Genomic DNA, 15,650 nt, shown 5'->3' on the forward strand with positions numbered 1-15,650 from the left:
CGCCTCCTTGCTGTCGGGTGCCGGACGGGACGGGCTCCGGCCTGTCTGTCTGGCGGACTATGACCGGAATGGTTGTATCGCACAAGAACAGGGGACTTGCCGCGCCGGGCCGCGCTGTTTAGGTCACAGGGCGCATGGATCATTACGAGGGGACGGCGGGCATGTTCACCGGCATCATTACCGACATCGGCACGGTTCGCGAACTGCAGCGGCAGGGCGACCTGCGGGTGCGGATCGAAACCGGCTATGACACCAACGATATCGATATCGGCGCCTCGATTGCCAGCGACGGGGTCTGCCTGACGGTGATCGCGCTGGGTGCAGACTGGTATGACGTGCAGGTCAGCGCCGAGACGGTCTCGAAAACCAACCTGGGGGGCTGGGAACCCGGCACCCGGGTGAACCTGGAACGCGCCCTGCGGGTGGGTGACGAACTGGGCGGGCATATCGTGTCCGGCCATGTGGATGGAGTGGCCGAGGTGGTTTCTGTCGTCGACGAGGGCGACAGCACGCGCGTGACCCTGCGGGCACCCGCCGATCTGGCCCGTTTCATCGCGCCCAAGGGGTCTGTGGCGCTGAACGGCACGTCACTGACGGTCAACGAGGTCTCGGGGCGCGATTTCGGAATCAATTTCATCCCGCACACCAAAGAGGTCACCACCTGGGGCAAGGTCCGGGTCGGCGACCGGATCAATCTGGAAATCGATACGCTGGCCCGCTATGTGGCCCGGCTGGCCGAGGCCGGCACGCCGGCGCCTTAACCGCAGATCCCGCCCTGACCGTACGGGGCGGCGGTGGTGCCTTGGCGCGTCGGCACGCAATCCGGCGCTTGGCGGCTGCGTCTCCGGGGCACCTTGGCACCGGCACCCGGCGGGTCGTGATACGGATCGCGATTCGGACCGGCAGAGGCGCGCGGCATCGGCGGCCGATCACCGCCCAGGCGCCAGATCGCAGTGGCAACGACGCCGCGTCGGGGACTGGCATTCGCGCTGTGCCTGCGCTATCTGGCGCTGACTCCGTTTCTGCCCGGAAAGGCATATCATGAGCTTTGCAACCCCCGGACCGGTCGAATCCGATCTGCGCGACGCGATTTCCCCGATCGAAGAGATCATAGCAGAGGCCCGGGCCGGGCGCATGTTCATCCTGGTCGATCACGAGGATCGCGAGAACGAAGGCGACCTGGTGATCGCGGCGGAATTCGCGACCGCCGAAGCAATCAACTTTATGGCCACCCATGGGCGTGGCCTGATCTGTCTGCCCATGACCGCCGAGCGCGTCGACCGGCTGGGCCTGCCGATGATGGCCGTCAACAATTCATCGCGCCACGAAACCCCGTTCACCGTGTCGATCGAGGCCCGCGAGGGGGTCAGCACCGGCATTTCCGCCCCCGACCGGGCGCATACCGTGGCCGTGGCGATCAACGAGCAGAACTCGATGGCAAAACTGGCCACGCCGGGACACATCTTTCCGCTGCGTGCCCGCAAGGGCGGGGTGCTGGTGCGCGCTGGCCATACCGAGGCCGCCGTGGACATCTCGCGCCTGGCCGGGCTGAATCCGGCCGGGGTGATCTGCGAGATCATGAACCCGGACGGCACCATGGCGCGGCTGCCCGAACTGATCGGGTTTGCCCGCGAACACGGCCTGAAGATCGGCACGATCTCCGATCTGATCGCTTATCGCAGCGTCAATGACAACCTGGTGGTGGAAACCGCGCGCCGCGGCGTCACGTCGGAGTTCGGCGGTGATTGGGACATGCGTATCTATACCGATCAGACCCATGGCGTTGAACATGTGGCGCTGATCAAGGGCGACATCACCACGCCGGAACCGGTGCTGATCCGAACCCATGCGCTGCACGAGGCCAGCGACGTTCTGGGGCTGGGTCCGAAATCTGTGCGCGAGCTGCCGCGTGCGATGGAACTGATCGCGGCCGAGGGGCGCGGGGTGGTCTGCCTGTTCCGCGAACCGCGCAATGCGCTCTATGCCGCCGAAGATGACGGGCCGCGCACCATCAAGCAGACCGGTCTGGGCGCCCAGATCCTGTCCAAGCTGGGATTGCACGAACTGATCCTTTTGACCGATTCCCCGCAAACGCGCTATCTGGGGCTGGACGCCTACGGGCTGTCCATCACCGGCACGCGCCCGATCCTGTCGGAGGGCTGAACATGGCCGGAACCGAAACCCATCACATCCTGGCGCGCCCGGTCTTTGACACGCCGGTCAAGCTGCTGATCGTTGTGGCCCCGTATTACAAGGATATCGCCGATGACCTGATTGCCGGTGCCAAGGCCGAGATCGAGGCCGCCGGCGGCAGCTGGGACCTGGCCGAGGTGCCCGGCGCGCTGGAAGTGCCGACCGCCATCGGCATCGCTGACCGCCAGTCGAATTTCGACGGTTACGTGGCGCTGGGCTGCGTCATTCGCGGCGAGACCACCCATTATGAAACCGTCTGCAACGACAGCAGTCGGGCCATCCAGATGCTGGGCCTGTCCGGCCTGTGCATCGGCAATGGCATCCTGACTGTCGAGAACCGCGACCAGGCGGTGGTGCGCGCCGATCCCGGCCAGCAGAACAAGGGCGGCGGCGCGGCGGCGGCGGCCTTGCATCTGATCGCGCTGGCCCGTAAGTGGGGCGGCCAGCGCAAGGGAGTCGGGTTCAAGGCGCCTTCGGACCCGATCCGGCTGGCGGACAGCAATGACGGACCTTCCACCGCATGAGCACCGAGACCTCGGCCCTGTCGGGCAACCAGAAACGCAAGATGAAATCCGCCGCCCGGCTCTATGCCGTGCAGGCGCTGTATCAGATGGAACAGCGCGGGCAGACCAGCGACCAGGTGGTGGCAGAGTTTTTGAACCATCGCTTTGGCGAGACCTATGACGGCGACGAGATGATCGACGGCGATGTCGCGCTGTTCCGCCGTCTGGTCGAGGACGCGGTGAACCATCAGGCGCGGATCGACCAGATGACCGACCGGGCGCTGGTGGCAAAATGGCCGATCGCGCGTATCGATCCGACCCTGCGCGGGTTGTTCCGCGCCGCCGGGGCCGAACTGGGCACCGGCAAGACGCCGCCCAAAGTGGTGATCGTCGAGTTCGTCGACATCGCCCGTGCCTTTTTCCCCGAGGGCCGCGAGCCGAAATTCGTCAATGCGGTGCTGGATCACATGGCCCGCGAGGCGCGGCCCGAAGCCTTTTGAGACCTGGGTCTTTTTTCGACCCGCTTCGCGGGCGGGCACGAAGAAGTTCACCAATTTCAGCTGGAATCCGGGCGTTTGCATGCTAAATTGAGAATGTAGGAGGTGCCCAATGCCGAAACTGGTTAAAATGTATATCCGTCATGTCGTGATCGGCTTTTGTATCGCCGCTGCCTTCGTGGCGATGCTGTTGTGGTTCAACGTGATGAACCTGTGGTACCTGGTGACTCATTCCGACGCTGGGATAATGGCGGTGTTCCTGCTGTGGTTCATGCACGGGATCGTGTTCGCCGGGGTCCAGTTCGGATGGGCGATCATGTCGCTGGCCGAAAAAAAGGATGGCGGACGGGGCGGAACGCCGGTTGCGCATGATCTTGCCGCGTTGCAGGTACCGGCCCGCGACAGCCGCAAGGCGCGGATCCGCCGGATGTCGTGAACATCAACCTCGTTGGCCACCCTGTGTAAAGGGGGTGGCACCCGGGTTCGCATGTCAGATCGCGAGATGGTCGGAACTGCGACGATCCACAAGGACGATCCGCAAGACGTGGCGCGTTTCGGATGCGAAAGTCGCCGGCAATCATCGCGCCGCTGGGATGGGAAATGTGACGGGACCACCAATCAGCCGTGTGGTTCTGATTCCCGAGGACCTGTATATACAGGTGGGCGCCAGGTAATCGGACCAGGATCCGAACAGAGCCAGCTCCCTCGGAATTGCTTAAGGCCACCGGAATGCAACCGTTCACGAACAGGGCAGAACCCGTCACCCGCATCAGATAGTCCCTGACGTTGCGCCGGGCAAGGGGCAGATCAGCCGGTTTCGTGCAAACTTGCCCGCATTCGGGCGATGTGGTCGTCCCAGCCCTTGTCCAGCGACAGCGTCAGACCAAACGCCTCGACCCCTTGCGGCAGACCGGAATGCTCCAGCGACAGGCGGGTGCCGCCGGGCACCGGTCGCAATGTCCACTTTACCAGGCTGACCGCATCGCCCATCGGTTTTACCGCAAAACTGTACTCAAGGTATTCCGGTGGCCGTGCCACCTTGACCGCGCCCCAGATCAGCAGGTCGCCACTGTCGGTGCCGTACATCTGCAGCGCTTCGCCTTGCTGCAGGGGCGCCTCTGGCCGGTGAAACCACAGCGCCAGCTTGTCCGGGTCCGTGAGATAGGCCCAGACCTGTTCGGGTGTGGCCCTGAGATAGATGGATTTCCGGATAACGGTTTCGGTCATGTCGCATCCCCTTCGATGGCGGATTTCAGGTCGTTCAGGCGGTTGTCCCAATAGCCGTCAAACCAGGCCAGCCAGTCCAGCACCGGGGCCAGACCGGCGGGATTCAGGCGGCTGACGCGCTCGCGTCCGCGCGGCACGATGGTGATCAGCCCGCCATCGGACAGCACTGTCAGGTGCTTGCGCACGGCGGCGCGGGTCATGTCGTACCGGTCGGTCAGCTGCGCGATGGTCATGTCGGTTTCGGCCAATTGCCGGACGATGTCGCGGCGTGTGGGGTCGGCCAGGGCGCGGAAACAGGGTTGGGTCGGGTCGGGCATCGGCAATCCCTAAAATAGTACCATAAGGTTTCATATAAGATGGAATACCTTTTGGTATCATGTCAAGTCCCGATACGAATCTCCGGGGGCTTGAACTTTGTTCACCTATTGTTCATGATTTGCCCATGAGCGAACGCAATCAGGACAGTTTCAAGCCGGGCCAGCTGTTGGCGCGCGGTGTCTGCCGTCTGCTGCGCGGGCATGGCTATGTGTCGGTCGAGGAATTCGTGCCCAGCCGGGGGCTGCGCGTCGACGTGATGGGGCTGGGACCCAAGGGTGAGCTATGGGTGATCGAATGCAAGTCCAGCCGCGCCGATTTTCAGGCGGACAGCAAATGGCAGGACTATCTGGCGTGGTGCGACCGCTATTTCTGGGCCGTGGATCAGGACTTTCCCAACGAACTGCTGCCATCGGATACCGGGCTGATGATTGCCGATGCCTATGACGCCGAGATCGTCCGCATGGCGCCCGAGGACAAGCTGGCACCGGCGCGGCGCAAGGTGCTGATCCAGAAATTCGCCACCCATGCCGCGCGGCGTCTGCACGGTCTGCGCGACCCCGGATCCGCGGCGTTTACCCTGTCTGGCAGTCGCTGACGCAAGAGCAGCGAGCCCTCAGCGCTTGGCCGCGCCCTTCTGGGTCAGAACCCGGGCCTGGGCCGCGGCAACGCGCAGTTCCTCGGCGATCTCGTCTGCCTCTTCGGGGTCGAAATCCATCGGAACCTCGACGCCCTTGGACTCGACGAAAATCCGAACCATGCCGGCATCCGTCGGGCCGATCTGCAGATTGGCCTCGATGTCCCTTTCGGTGTTGATCCCCATGGTGCTTCTCCGTGATTGCGCCACTCTGCTAGCTTGGCGGTGACCGAGAATCAAGCGCTCCGGCGGAAAGGAGTCTGGATGGGCAATGTGGACCTGCGTCGCTTTGAGGCGGCGGATCGCCCCTGGCTGGTGCAACAACACCGCGAGATCTATGCCCGTGACGACGGTTTCGACGAGACCTTCGCGGAACTCGTCGATGATATTCTGACCGATTTCGTCGCCTGCCACGACCCGGACCGCGAGCGTGGCTGGATCGTCCAGCAGGGCGGTGACCGGTTGGGCAGCATCTTTTGCGTTGACGCCGGCGAGGATGGGGCGAAAATCGCCAAGCTGCGCCTGTTCCTGCTGCTGCCGCGCGTGCGGGGGCTGGGATTGGGCAGGCGCATGTTGCGCAGTTCCATGCAGTTCGCCCGCCAGGCCGGCTATACCGGAATGCGGCTTTGGACCCATGAAAGCCACCGGGCCGCCTGTGCGCTTTATGCCGCCAGTGGCTGGCAATTGCAGTGCAGCCGTCCGGTGCATTCTTTTGGTGTCGATCTGGTCGAACAAAGCTGGCGGATTGACCTATAAGACGCTTGCATTCAGTATGCGTGTTGTCTAAATCGCGCCTGTGTGCCGCCTTAGCTCAGTTGGTTAGAGCGCCTGATTGTGGATCAGGAGGTCCCTGGTTCGAGCCCAGGAGGTGGTACCACCCCTCAATCCACAGACTGTTCCGTCATTGCCGGTCCAGCGCGGCCTGTTCAACGGTGTTCCTTGTGACGGTCCCCGATCGCGCGACGCGCGCGGGTGCGATCAGTACGAGATGGGGCTGCCGTCCCGGCATCCCGGCGAACTGCCGAATTGCGGACAATAGTTTGGCGGGTTCTTGAAGATCGTCTGCCCGGATTGCGACTTTTTCGTTTTGGGCGCGGTTTTTGCGACCGGGGCTCTTGCTGTCGGGGCCGCGACGGTCGGTTGTCGCTTTTTAGCTGGCGGGCGCGGTTTCGCCGCCGGTTTGCGCACCACCGCCACGGCCGGACATTTGATATCGTCGATCACAACCAGCCGGTCGATCACATCCGCCATGTCGGCGACCGAACTGTTCTTGTCGACCTTCAGCGGCACCTTGGCGCGGGCCGACAGCGTGCGCAGGCCGGCCGCCGTCTGGCGCCCATATATGCCGTCCAGGCGTCCGGGGTAGCAATTGCGCCCTTTCAGCAACCTCTGGATTTCCAGCAATGCTTGCTTGCGGGTCATTTCCGGTTCCGGGGTCGGCGGGACACGCAAGGACGGTGCCGTCGCCGCCGGCTGATCCAGCGCAGCCAACTGTTGCGGCTGCAGTGCCGGCTGCGGACGGGCCGTTAGCGGCGCGCTGCTGGACCGCGGCTCTGACGCGGCAGCGGCCGCCACTGCCGCCAGCCGGTCGCGGTTGCGTCGGGCCAGCACATAGAGCGTGTGACCGGAATGAGGCTGGTACTTGGTCAGAAACTCCTCCCAGGCCGTGGCCGTGTCCGAGATTTCCGCCGTGGCGAAATCGATGAGCAACGCGTTTTCATCCAGCGCCGCCGATGCGGGCGCCGTCGGTTTCGATTGCGCTGGTGCCTGGCTGTTCCTGTTCAGAATGTACTGGCTGCCGCCCAGCGAGGAATAGACAAAGGGCGCCGATCCGGGCACCGATTTGCGCAATTCGTCGCGTACTTGCCCCAGCAGCAGCCGGATATCCGCCGGCGGTCCGGACAGGGCGTTCAGAAAAGCCTTGGTAAAGGGCGAGTTTTCGCCCTCCAGACCGTCCGGCGTGACCTCGCCCGCCGCCGCGGCATAGGCGATCAGCGTGTCGGCCCCGGCATTGTTGACGATCGCCAGGCCGCGCCCGACATTGCGGCCCTTTTTCTCGCGCTGCATGCGCGTAATAAACGGGTTGTCGCGGCAGGCATCCAGCACGATCATCTTCATGCGCTTAGCCCCTGACAACTGCGCCAGAACATCCTGCATCTCGATCATCTCGAGCCGGGCATCGCGTTCGTCCGCGATGCGGGCATCCACCGGGATCAGATAGTTGCGTCCGGCGATCTCCATGCCATGCCCGGCATAATAGACCATCGCGACATCGGCCTGGTCGGCGCGATCGCGAAAGCCGCGCAACGTGGTCAGCATCTGGGCTCGGTTCATGTTGCCGGCGACGGTCACCTCGAACCCCTGCCGGCGCAGCGCCTCGGCCACCGCCTGCGCGTCGTTGATCGGGTTGGGCAGGGCCGGCACGGTCTGATAGTCGGAATTGCCGATCACAAGCGCCACGTTCCCGGCCCAGCTCGTGGCGGGCAGGATCAGCAACAGGACAAAAATCAAAAGAATACGCATGTGACTGACCTTGTTATGCCCAAGTTTGGCACAGAACGGCCGGTCTGTGCAACTTGGCTTCCTGCCGGCAGGAATGTGGCTGGGGTCAATCCGTCGTTTCGATCTGCACGGTCTGGCGCAGCGCGCCGCTGGTGGCGTCATAGATCAGGATACGATCGTCGGTGGTCACCACCGCGTACCAGTCCGGCCCATGGGTGACCGCCCGCGCAACGCTGCCTTGGGGCAAGGCAAGGACATCGGGCAGCGGGGCGCGTGCAACTGGCCGGTCCTGCGAGAAACGCATGACAAGCAGCGCCACGATCACTAAAAGCCCGAAGATCATCACCGCCGTCAGGGTCGTCACCAGTCGGCGCAGAAAGCGCAGGTTGGCCGGTTCCGCCACCGGCGGCTGAGAAGGATCGGTCATATGAGGCGCCATATCGAGTTCACTATTGCGGCGGACCCGCCACCGCGCCTTGATAAGGCGCTTTCCCGTGATGTGCCAGATGCGGCGGCCTTGTCGCGCACCCGTCTGGCGCGGCTGATCGCCCAGGGGGACGTGACGGTTGACGGGATGCCCATCACCGATGCCAAGGCCCGCGTCGCCGAGGGCGCGCGGGTGGTGCTGACTGTGCAGACCGCAAGCGACAGCCATATCGCGCCGGAACCCATCGCGCTGGAAATCGTGCACGAGGATGACGACCTGATCGTCGTCAACAAACCCGCCGGCATGGTGGTGCATCCGGCCCCCGGCACGCCCTCGGGCACTTTGGTGAACGCGCTGCTGCATCATTGCGGCGCGGCGCTGTCCGGTGTCGGCGGCGTCAAGCGGCCGGGCATCGTGCACCGCATCGACAAGGACACCAGCGGGCTGCTGGTGGTCGCCAAGAGCGATGCCGCGCATCAGGGGCTGGCGGCGCAGTTCCAGGCACACAGCGTCCAGCGCGTCTATCGCGCCCTGTGCTACGGGGTGCCCGATGCCAGCGATCCGCGCTTGCGCGGCATCCGCGGCGTCAGCTTTGAGCCGGGCAATATCCTGCGTCTGACCACGCAACTGGCGCGGCATCGCACCGACCGCCAGAAACAGGCGGTGCTGTTTCAGGGAGGGCGGCACGCGGTGACGCGGGCGCGCATCGTCCAGCGGTTCGGCACGCCGCCGGTGGCGGCGCTGATCGACTGCTGGCTGGAAACCGGACGCACGCATCAGATCCGGGTGCACATGGCCCATACCGGGCATGGGCTGATCGGCGATCCGGTCTATGGCGGGCGGCGCAAGGTGGCGGCAAGGGCGCTGCCGGCCGCCGCCGCGGGCGCCTTGCGCGATTTTCCGCGGCAGGCCCTGCATGCCGGTGTTTTGGGTTTCGTGCATCCGGTCAGCGGCGAAACGGTCCAGTTCAATGCAGAGATACCGGCGGACATGCGCGCCCTGATCGCGGCGCTGCAGGCGCCGGCGGATGGTTCTGACGGGCAGGGCGCATGACGGTCCTGGCGCGCTGTCATGATCCGCACATGCGCGTGAGACCGCTGACATATCCCTTTCCCTGGTCCGGTGCAGCCATAATATAGTATAACATGCCCTTGACCGGGCAATATGAGCTACCATATGCATGTTAACCCGTTATACATTTGAAGGGATACGACAATGGCCAATTATGCGAATTTGCCCGCGCCGACGCCCGAGGGCGGCCTGAACCGGTACATGCAGGAGATTCGCAAGTTTCCCCTGCTGGAGCCGGAAGAGGAATACATGCTGGCAAAACGCTGGGTCGAGGAACAGGACACCGAGGCCGCGCACAGGATGGTCACCAGCCATCTGCGCCTGGCGGCCAAGATCGCTATGGGCTATCGCGGCTATGGGCTGCCGCAGGCCGAGGTGATTTCAGAGGCCAATGTCGGTCTGATGCAGGCGGTCAAGCGGTTCGACCCGGAAAAGGGGTTCCGCCTTGCGACCTATGCCATGTGGTGGATCCGTGCCAGCATTCAGGAATACATCCTGCGCAGCTGGTCGCTGGTGAAACTGGGCACGACGTCGGCACAGAAAAAGCTGTTCTTCAACCTGCGTAAGGCCAAGGCCAAGATCGGCGCGCTGGAAGAGGGCGACCTGCGCCCCGAGAACGTCAAGCAGATCGCCACCGATCTCGGGGTGACCGAGGACGAGGTGATCAGCATGAACCGGCGGATGTCCGGCGGCGATGCCTCGCTGAACGCCACTGTCGGCAGCGAAGGCGAAGGTACCATGCAGTGGCAGGACTGGCTGGAAGACGAGGATGCCGACCAGGCCAGCGACTACGAGGCGCGGGACGAGCTGGAGGCGCGTCGGGAATTGCTGGCGCAGGCGCTGGATGTTCTCAACGACCGCGAAAAGGACATCCTGACGCAACGCCGCCTGGCCGACCAGCCGGTGACGCTGGAGGAACTGAGCGGACAGTACAATGTCAGCCGCGAACGTATTCGCCAGATCGAGGTGCGGGCCTTTGAAAAGCTGCAGAAAAAGATGCGCGACCTGGCCCGCGAAAAGGGCATGCTGGCAAACGCCTGATCCCAGGACGGGCGTGCCAGAATCTGACGGACGTGAAATGGCTGCCGATCCCGGCAGCCATTTCAGTTTTTATCCCAAGGCTTTGTCGGTCTGGTTTCAAGCGGCGCGTTAGCTGTTGCGGCAGGGGCTTGGCGCAGGACCGGGTCCGGCGTATCCTGCCGGCCCTGGACAGGAGGGTCACATGGCCGGAGGATGGGCGCGCGACGGCGCGGTGAGCGAACAGATCGAAGCCTCGATCAGCGACGAACTGGCCCGGTTGAAGGCGCGCAAGGTACCCGTCGGCGACAGCCTGACCAATTGCGCGGAATGCGACGAACCGATTTCCGAAAAACGCCGCGCGGCCCTGCCCGGTGTCAAATTGTGCATCGACTGCCAGCAAGAGCGCGACGGTGCCCACAAGAGGCGCGGCGGCATCAACCGCCGCGGGTCCAAGGACAGCCAGCTGAAATGATCCGGGCGCGGGTCAGGCCGGGCGTTGCGCCGAAATCATCAGGGCCGGCATCGGAATGTCGATGCCGGCGGCGGTTTCGAAGTTCCGGATCCGCCGCAGGATCTCGGATTTGATCGCATCCTGCGCGGCGGGGGTCTGGCTTTCGATCATCATCGTGCCCCGGACCAGCCCCTGTTCGATCATGGCAATCATCGTTTCCGGCTGCTCTGGTTGCCAGGAAATCGGCAGGACCCGAGTGGCGATCTCGACGAAACCGGCGGCGGCAAAGGCGTCGCGGGCTTCGGTCTCGTCACCAAACCGCTGCAAGGGCGGCGCGGGCGGCAGGGGCAGGTCCAGCGTGCCGCATGCCTCGATCGCGCCGATCAGCAACCCGAAGAAGCCGTTGCCGTGTTCCGGCCCGCGCCAGGCGGTCGCAACATACCGCCCGCCGGGGCGCAGCACCCTGTGCGCTTCGGCGATCGCGCGGTCCGGATCGGAAAAATGCAGCAGGCCGAAACAGCAGGTCACCAGATCCTGGCTCTGGTCGGGCAGGGGCAGGTTCTCGGCATCGCCCTGCACAAAGCTCAGTTCCGGATGGGCCGCGCGCGCCACATCCACCATGTCGGGCGCGAAATCCAGACCCACCGCAGCGGCGCCCCGCTCGGCCAGCATCGCGGTCAGGTGCCCCGGTCCGCAACAGATGTCCATGACCGCAAGCCCGGACAGGTCCGTGCCGGCCGCTGCAAGAACATCGGGAAAGGCCTGCGACGATATCCGGCCGAACCAGTCGTCATAGCCTTTGGCGCGTTTCTGCCAGCCCGCCAGTTCCAGGTCCTTGAATGTCGCCTCGCTCATCTCTGCCCCTCCGTCCGGTTTCGCCGGGCAGCATAGCACGAGACCGGTGGCGGGGGACTATTCTTCTTCCATCGCCTCCAGTTCGTCGATGAAGCCCGAAATCATCGACAGGCCCTTGTCCCAGAATGTCGGGTCAGATGCGTCGAGGCCAAAGGGCGCGAGGAGCTCTTTGTGGTGCTGCGATCCGCCGGCTTTCAGCATCTCGAAATACTTGTCCTCGAAACCCGGATCACCCTGGGCATAGACCGAATACAGCGCGTTCACCAACCCGTCGCCAAAGGCATAGGCATAGACGTAGAACGGCGAATGCACGAAATGCGGGATATAGGCCCAGAAGGTTTCGTAGCCGTCCATGAAATCAAAAGCCGGACCCAGGCTTTCGGCCTGCACGCTCATCCACAGGGCGTTGATGTCGTCAGGGGTCAATTCACCCTCGCGCCGTGCCGCGTGCAGCTTGCATTCGAAATCGTAGAACGCGATCTGGCGCACGACCGTGTTGATCATGTCCTCGACCTTGCCGGCCAGCAGCACCTTGCGCTGCTGCGGCGTTTCGGCGCCGTCCAGCATCTTGCGAAAGGTCAGCATCTCGCCAAAGACGCTGGCGGTTTCGGCCAGGGTCAGCGGTGTCGAGGACAGCATCTCGCCCTGACCGGCGGCCAGCACCTGATGCACGCCGTGGCCCAGTTCGTGCGCCAGGGTCATGACATCGCGCGGCTTGCCCAGATAGTTCAGCATCACATAGGGATGCACGTCGGTGACCGTCGGATGGGCAAAGGCGCCCGGCGCCTTGCCGGGCTTGACCGCGGCGTCGATCCATCCCTTGGAAAAGAACGGTGCGGCGATCTCGCCCATGCGCGGATCAAAGGCGTTATAGGCATCCATCACCGTCTTTTCGGCGCTGGCCCAGTCGACGATGCGGGTGTCCTCCATCGGCAAAGGCGCGTTGCGGTCCCAGACCTGCATCCGCTCCAGCCCAAGCCATTTGCGTTTCAGCTCGTAATAGCGGTGGCTGAGGCGGGGATAGGCGGCAACGACCGCGCTGCGCAGCGCCTCGACCACCTCGGGTTCGACATCGTTGGACAGGTGCCGGCCGGTCTGGGCCGTGGGCATCTTGCGCCAGCGGTCGATCACCTCTTTTTCCTTGGCCTGGGTGTTGTGCACGCGGGCAAAGGTCTTGATGTTCTCGGCAAATACATCCGCCAGTTCCCGCGCCGCCGCCTCGCGTTTCGCGCGGTCCTGTTCGGTCAGCAGGTTCAGCGTGCCCTCGATGTTCAGAACCTCGTCATCGACCTGAAACTCCAGCCCGGCGATGGTCTCGTCAAACAGCTTTTCCCAGGCATCGCCGACGACGCCCAGATCGTGCAGGAATTTTTCCAGCTCATCGCTCAGCTGATAGGGTTTCATCGCGCGGATGCGGTCAAAGACCGGCTTGTAACGCGCCAGATCGGCGTTGGCGTCGAAATGCGCCGCCAGGGCGTCGTCATCCAACCGGTTCAGTTCCAGCGTGAAGAACACCAGCGGCGTGGTGAAATCGGTGATCTTTTCCTGCATGTCGGACATGAACTTGGCCCGGTCCGCATCGGTGGTCTTTTGGTAATAGCGCAGCCCGGCAAAGGACATGATGCGACCGGCCACAGCACTGATACGTTCGTTACGCTGCACGCAGTCCAACAGGCCGGTGGCATCCAGACCGGCCAACTTGCCCTCGTAATCCGTGGCAAAATCGGCGCAGGCCTTTTCCAGCCAGTCCAGATCGCGCTGCAGTTCCGGCGCGGTCTCGCCGGTATAGAGATCACTCAGATCCCAGACCGGAAGATCGCCCAGATCGCGGGAGCCGGAACCGGCATTGGCATCGCGAACGGGAAAGGGAAGGTTGAACATGAAGGACCTCATTTTCTGGCGTTGCGGTCTATCTAGGACGCCCGCGCCGGCATCACAAGCGACGCGGCGGGTTCCGGGATGAAAGATGGGAAAGGCGGCTGCGAGGTCGAGGGTCTGCCGTCCAGTTCCAGCCGCCGCGACGGCTGGCACGCTCAGGCGATCGCGGCTGCCTTTTTGCCGTTGCAATTGTGGCCGCCGGTGAACAGCGCCTCAAGCCGGTCGAACACCCGGGTCCGGATGGCAGGCGTTTCCATCAGGACTTCGTGGCGGGCGTAGGGCACGACATCCAGAGTGCCGCAGGGCCAGCTTTCGATCCGGCGATGCACTGCATCGCAGTCGATAATCTGTTCCTCGGAGCCCAGAAAAGTCACGCAGGGCACATCCGGCGAGGCCTGGCGTGACAGATACCGGCATTCGCCGAGGCTTTCGCGCAGCCAGACCAGCGTCGGCCCGCCAATGCCCAGTTCGGGATGCGCCGTTAACTGGTCCTGCATCATCCGGTACTGGCCGGGGTCGCCGGTCAGCGCGTTGCCCGCAAAGGGCTGCGATTGCACATAGCCCTCGTGGCGGGTGCTGGGAGGCAGGCGGGTGCCCATGCCCATGATCGGCGCGACATGCGACAGCGCCCAGCCAAAGGGCCGCACGACCGAGGACATGTAGATGCCCCACATCGGGCCGGTAAAGGCGCAGGTCTGGATCGGCAGGCCTTCGATCACCGCCCGCAGGCCGATGCCGCCCCCCATGGAATGGCCGATCAGGTGCAGGGGCTGCGGCAGCTCGGCGGCCCGGGTCACCTGCAGAACCGCGGCCAGATCCAGTTGATAGTCGGTGAACCGGTCCACATGGCCCAGCCGCACGTCATCCAGCAGCCGATCGGCCAGGCCCTGACCGCGCCAGTCCACCACCACGGTTGCAAAGCCACGCCGGGCCAGTTCGCCCGCCGTGTCGCCGTATTTCTCGATATATTCCGTGCGCCCCGGCAGCATCAGAACGGTGCCGCGCGCGGCCCCCTCTGGCCGCCAATAGGCGATGCGGATACGCACGCCATCCGACGTTTGCGCCCAACAGGCCGTGCCCCCCGGGGGCACGCCGACCATGTCGTCGAACAGAGGCGCCGGTGTCAGGGACATCAGGACAGAACCGTCGCCAGCTTCATGGCCATGCCCATATCGCCATCGACCGTCAGCTTGCCGGTCATAAAGGCGTTGGTGGGGTTGGTCTCGCCTTCGAAAATCGCCCGAAATGTGTCGGCGTCGGCGCTCAGGGTGACATCGGCGTCTTCGTCGCCCACCCGGACGCCGGCGGCGTCCAGCATGATCGCGCCTTCGTCGGCCACGACAAATTTTGCCGTGCCGTCGAAATCGGCCGAATTCAGTTTGCTGTTCAGTTCGGCCGCAGCCTTTCCAAGAAATTCGCTCATTCTCACTCTCATCGCTGTTGGATGCGTACATGTCTGGAAATCATGGCGCATGACGCTACACTGCACAACGATATGAGCATTGATCACCCCATTCACAAAGCTATCGTCGCGGCAATTCTGGCCATAGTCATGAATTCCATACCTTTGCCTGTCGCGGCGGCGGATCAGGCCGATATGCGCGACGAGGCGGCGTTGCTTTCGGCACTGGCCGTGGCCGGACCCGACGAAGCGCGGCGGCTGGACCGGCAATTGCAGCGCCTGTGGTCGGATAGTGGCTCAGCGGCGATGGATCTGCTGCTGGAACGCGGCCGCCAGGCCTTGCAGGACGAGGACCCGCAGGCCGCAATCGAGCATCTGACGGCCCTGACCGACCATGCCCCGGACTTTGCCGAGGGCTGGACAGCGCGGGCCTCGGCCTATTTCCAGGCCGATCTGGCTGGTCCGGCGCTGGCCGATCTCGAGCGGGCGCTGGCGCTGAACCCGAACAATTACAACGCCATGATCGGGTTGGGCGCGATCCTGGAGTCCTTTGGCGATAAACGCAGGGCTTATCTGGCCTACCGGCGGGCGCAGGCTATACATCCCCATCACGAGGACATAACCAAGGCGCTGGACCGGCTGCGGTCGGGGGTCGAGGGCGAGGCGCTCTAG

At 64.0% G+C, this 15,650-nt stretch carries 20 protein-coding genes, 1 tRNA gene and 1 other RNA gene; 12 read left to right on the plus strand and 10 right to left on the minus strand.

Translation table 11 applies throughout. The annotated features are described in order from the left end of the window. Positions 1-161 precede the first annotated feature (161 nt). The 5 genes from ACFMPD_RS04100 (at position 162) to ACFMPD_RS04120 (ending at position 3,629) form a co-directional block, all read left to right on the plus strand. Complete coding sequence (locus tag ACFMPD_RS04100) at positions 162-761, plus strand: riboflavin synthase (protein ID WP_380992319.1); 600 nt, start codon at positions 162-164, stop codon at positions 759-761. A 280-nt stretch (positions 762-1,041) separates the two neighbouring features. Then, positions 1,042-2,163, plus strand: coding sequence for a 3,4-dihydroxy-2-butanone-4-phosphate synthase (ribB, locus tag ACFMPD_RS04105; protein ID WP_380992077.1), 1,122 nt, complete (start codon positions 1,042-1,044; stop codon positions 2,161-2,163). 2 nt (positions 2,164-2,165) lie between these two features. Further along, positions 2,166-2,717: a 6,7-dimethyl-8-ribityllumazine synthase gene (locus tag ACFMPD_RS04110; RefSeq protein ID WP_380992079.1), complete on the plus strand. Its 552-nt coding sequence runs from the start codon at positions 2,166-2,168 to the stop codon at positions 2,715-2,717. After that, positions 2,714-3,196 carry a transcription antitermination factor NusB gene (nusB, locus tag ACFMPD_RS04115; protein ID WP_380992081.1) on the plus strand — a complete coding sequence of 161 codons (483 nt, stop codon included), beginning with the start codon at positions 2,714-2,716 and terminating at the stop codon, positions 3,194-3,196. The genes ACFMPD_RS04110 and nusB overlap by 4 nt, the downstream gene beginning before the upstream one ends. A 109-nt stretch (positions 3,197-3,305) precedes the next feature. Beyond that, positions 3,306-3,629: a hypothetical protein gene (locus tag ACFMPD_RS04120; RefSeq protein WP_380992083.1), complete on the plus strand. Its 324-nt coding sequence runs from the start codon at positions 3,306-3,308 to the stop codon at positions 3,627-3,629. 171 nt (positions 3,630-3,800) lie between these two features. Here the strand turns inward: ACFMPD_RS04120 and ssrS are convergent. The 3 genes from ssrS to ACFMPD_RS04130 all read right to left on the minus strand — a co-directional run bounded on the left by ssrS (position 3,801) and on the right by ACFMPD_RS04130 (position 4,737). Further along, a non-coding RNA gene (gene ssrS, locus ACFMPD_RS17580) (6S RNA) lies at positions 3,801-3,953 on the minus strand. 47 nt (positions 3,954-4,000) lie between these two features. Continuing rightward, positions 4,001-4,420, minus strand: coding sequence for an SRPBCC family protein (locus tag ACFMPD_RS04125; protein ID WP_380992085.1), 420 nt, complete (start codon positions 4,418-4,420; stop codon positions 4,001-4,003). Further along, positions 4,417-4,737 carry an ArsR/SmtB family transcription factor gene (locus ACFMPD_RS04130; RefSeq protein ID WP_380992087.1) on the minus strand — a complete coding sequence of 107 codons (321 nt, stop codon included), beginning with the start codon at positions 4,735-4,737 and terminating at the stop codon, positions 4,417-4,419. Before ACFMPD_RS04130 ends, ACFMPD_RS04125 begins: the two co-directional genes overlap by 4 nt. Positions 4,738-4,862: 125 nt before the next feature. Between ACFMPD_RS04130 and ACFMPD_RS04135 the strand changes: the two genes are divergently transcribed. Beyond that, complete coding sequence (locus ACFMPD_RS04135; protein WP_380992089.1) at positions 4,863-5,333, plus strand: MmcB family DNA repair protein; 471 nt, start codon at positions 4,863-4,865, stop codon at positions 5,331-5,333. A gap of 18 nt (positions 5,334-5,351) precedes the next feature. Here the strand turns inward: ACFMPD_RS04135 and ACFMPD_RS04140 are convergent, their stop codons facing one another. Beyond that, positions 5,352-5,558, minus strand: coding sequence for a DUF6324 family protein (locus tag ACFMPD_RS04140; protein WP_380992091.1), 207 nt, complete (start codon positions 5,556-5,558; stop codon positions 5,352-5,354). 78 nt (positions 5,559-5,636) lie between these two features. On the opposite strand from ACFMPD_RS04140, the gene ACFMPD_RS04145 reads away from it, so the two are divergent. Together ACFMPD_RS04145 and ACFMPD_RS04150 are read left to right on the plus strand one after the other, a co-directional pair. Further along, positions 5,637-6,128 (plus strand): GNAT family N-acetyltransferase, encoded by a 492-nt coding sequence (locus ACFMPD_RS04145; protein ID WP_380992093.1) that lies wholly within the window; start codon positions 5,637-5,639, stop codon positions 6,126-6,128. 44 nt (positions 6,129-6,172) lie between these two features. Then, a tRNA-His gene (locus tag ACFMPD_RS04150) sits at positions 6,173-6,249 on the plus strand. A gap of 101 nt (positions 6,250-6,350) precedes the next feature. Here the strand turns inward: ACFMPD_RS04150 and ACFMPD_RS04155 are convergent. Together ACFMPD_RS04155 and ACFMPD_RS04160 are read right to left on the minus strand one after the other, a co-directional pair. Beyond that, positions 6,351-7,895: a caspase family protein gene (locus ACFMPD_RS04155; protein WP_380992095.1), complete on the minus strand. Its 1,545-nt coding sequence runs from the start codon at positions 7,893-7,895 to the stop codon at positions 6,351-6,353. 85 nt (positions 7,896-7,980) lie between these two features. Beyond that, complete coding sequence (locus ACFMPD_RS04160; RefSeq protein ID WP_380992097.1) at positions 7,981-8,301, minus strand: DUF6476 family protein; 321 nt, start codon at positions 8,299-8,301, stop codon at positions 7,981-7,983. Between ACFMPD_RS04160 and ACFMPD_RS04165 the strand changes: the two genes are divergently transcribed. The 3 genes from ACFMPD_RS04165 to ACFMPD_RS04175 all read left to right on the plus strand — a co-directional run bounded on the left by ACFMPD_RS04165 (position 8,302) and on the right by ACFMPD_RS04175 (position 10,864). Beyond that, on the plus strand, positions 8,302-9,354 hold the full coding sequence (locus ACFMPD_RS04165) for an RluA family pseudouridine synthase (protein WP_380992099.1): 1,053 nt from the start codon (positions 8,302-8,304) through the stop codon (positions 9,352-9,354). Between the two features lie 162 nt (positions 9,355-9,516). Then, positions 9,517-10,413, plus strand: a complete 897-nt coding sequence (rpoH, locus tag ACFMPD_RS04170) for an RNA polymerase sigma factor RpoH (protein ID WP_380992101.1) — start codon at positions 9,517-9,519, stop codon at positions 10,411-10,413. 181 nt (positions 10,414-10,594) lie between these two features. After that, a complete protein-coding gene (locus ACFMPD_RS04175; protein WP_380992103.1) occupies positions 10,595-10,864 on the plus strand; it encodes a DksA/TraR family C4-type zinc finger protein in 270 nt (89 codons plus the stop codon). Positions 10,865-10,876: 12 nt separating this feature from the next. Here ACFMPD_RS04175 and ACFMPD_RS04180 read toward each other — a convergent pair whose 3' ends face one another. From ACFMPD_RS04180 to ACFMPD_RS04195, 4 genes are all read right to left on the minus strand, one after another. Next, entirely contained in the window at positions 10,877-11,698 is an 822-nt protein-coding gene (locus ACFMPD_RS04180; protein WP_380992105.1) for a class I SAM-dependent methyltransferase, read from the minus strand. 57 nt (positions 11,699-11,755) lie between these two features. Continuing rightward, positions 11,756-13,579 carry a M3 family oligoendopeptidase gene (locus ACFMPD_RS04185; RefSeq protein ID WP_380992107.1) on the minus strand — a complete coding sequence of 608 codons (1,824 nt, stop codon included), beginning with the start codon at positions 13,577-13,579 and terminating at the stop codon, positions 11,756-11,758. Positions 13,580-13,731: 152 nt separating this feature from the next. Continuing rightward, on the minus strand, positions 13,732-14,709 hold the full coding sequence (locus ACFMPD_RS04190; RefSeq protein ID WP_380992109.1) for an alpha/beta fold hydrolase: 978 nt from the start codon (positions 14,707-14,709) through the stop codon (positions 13,732-13,734). Next, positions 14,709-14,999, minus strand: coding sequence for an SCP2 sterol-binding domain-containing protein (locus ACFMPD_RS04195; RefSeq protein ID WP_380992111.1), 291 nt, complete (start codon positions 14,997-14,999; stop codon positions 14,709-14,711). The genes ACFMPD_RS04190 and ACFMPD_RS04195 overlap by 1 nt, the downstream gene beginning before the upstream one ends. A gap of 72 nt (positions 15,000-15,071) precedes the next feature. Here ACFMPD_RS04195 and ACFMPD_RS04200 point away from each other — a divergent pair, with 72 nt between their 5' ends. After that, positions 15,072-15,650 carry a hypothetical protein gene (locus ACFMPD_RS04200; protein ID WP_380992321.1) on the plus strand — a complete coding sequence of 193 codons (579 nt, stop codon included), beginning with the start codon at positions 15,072-15,074 and terminating at the stop codon, positions 15,648-15,650.

The sequence above is a fragment of the Sedimentitalea sediminis genome (assembly GCF_042687825.1).
Lineage (GTDB): Bacteria > Pseudomonadota > Alphaproteobacteria > Rhodobacterales > Rhodobacteraceae > Sedimentitalea.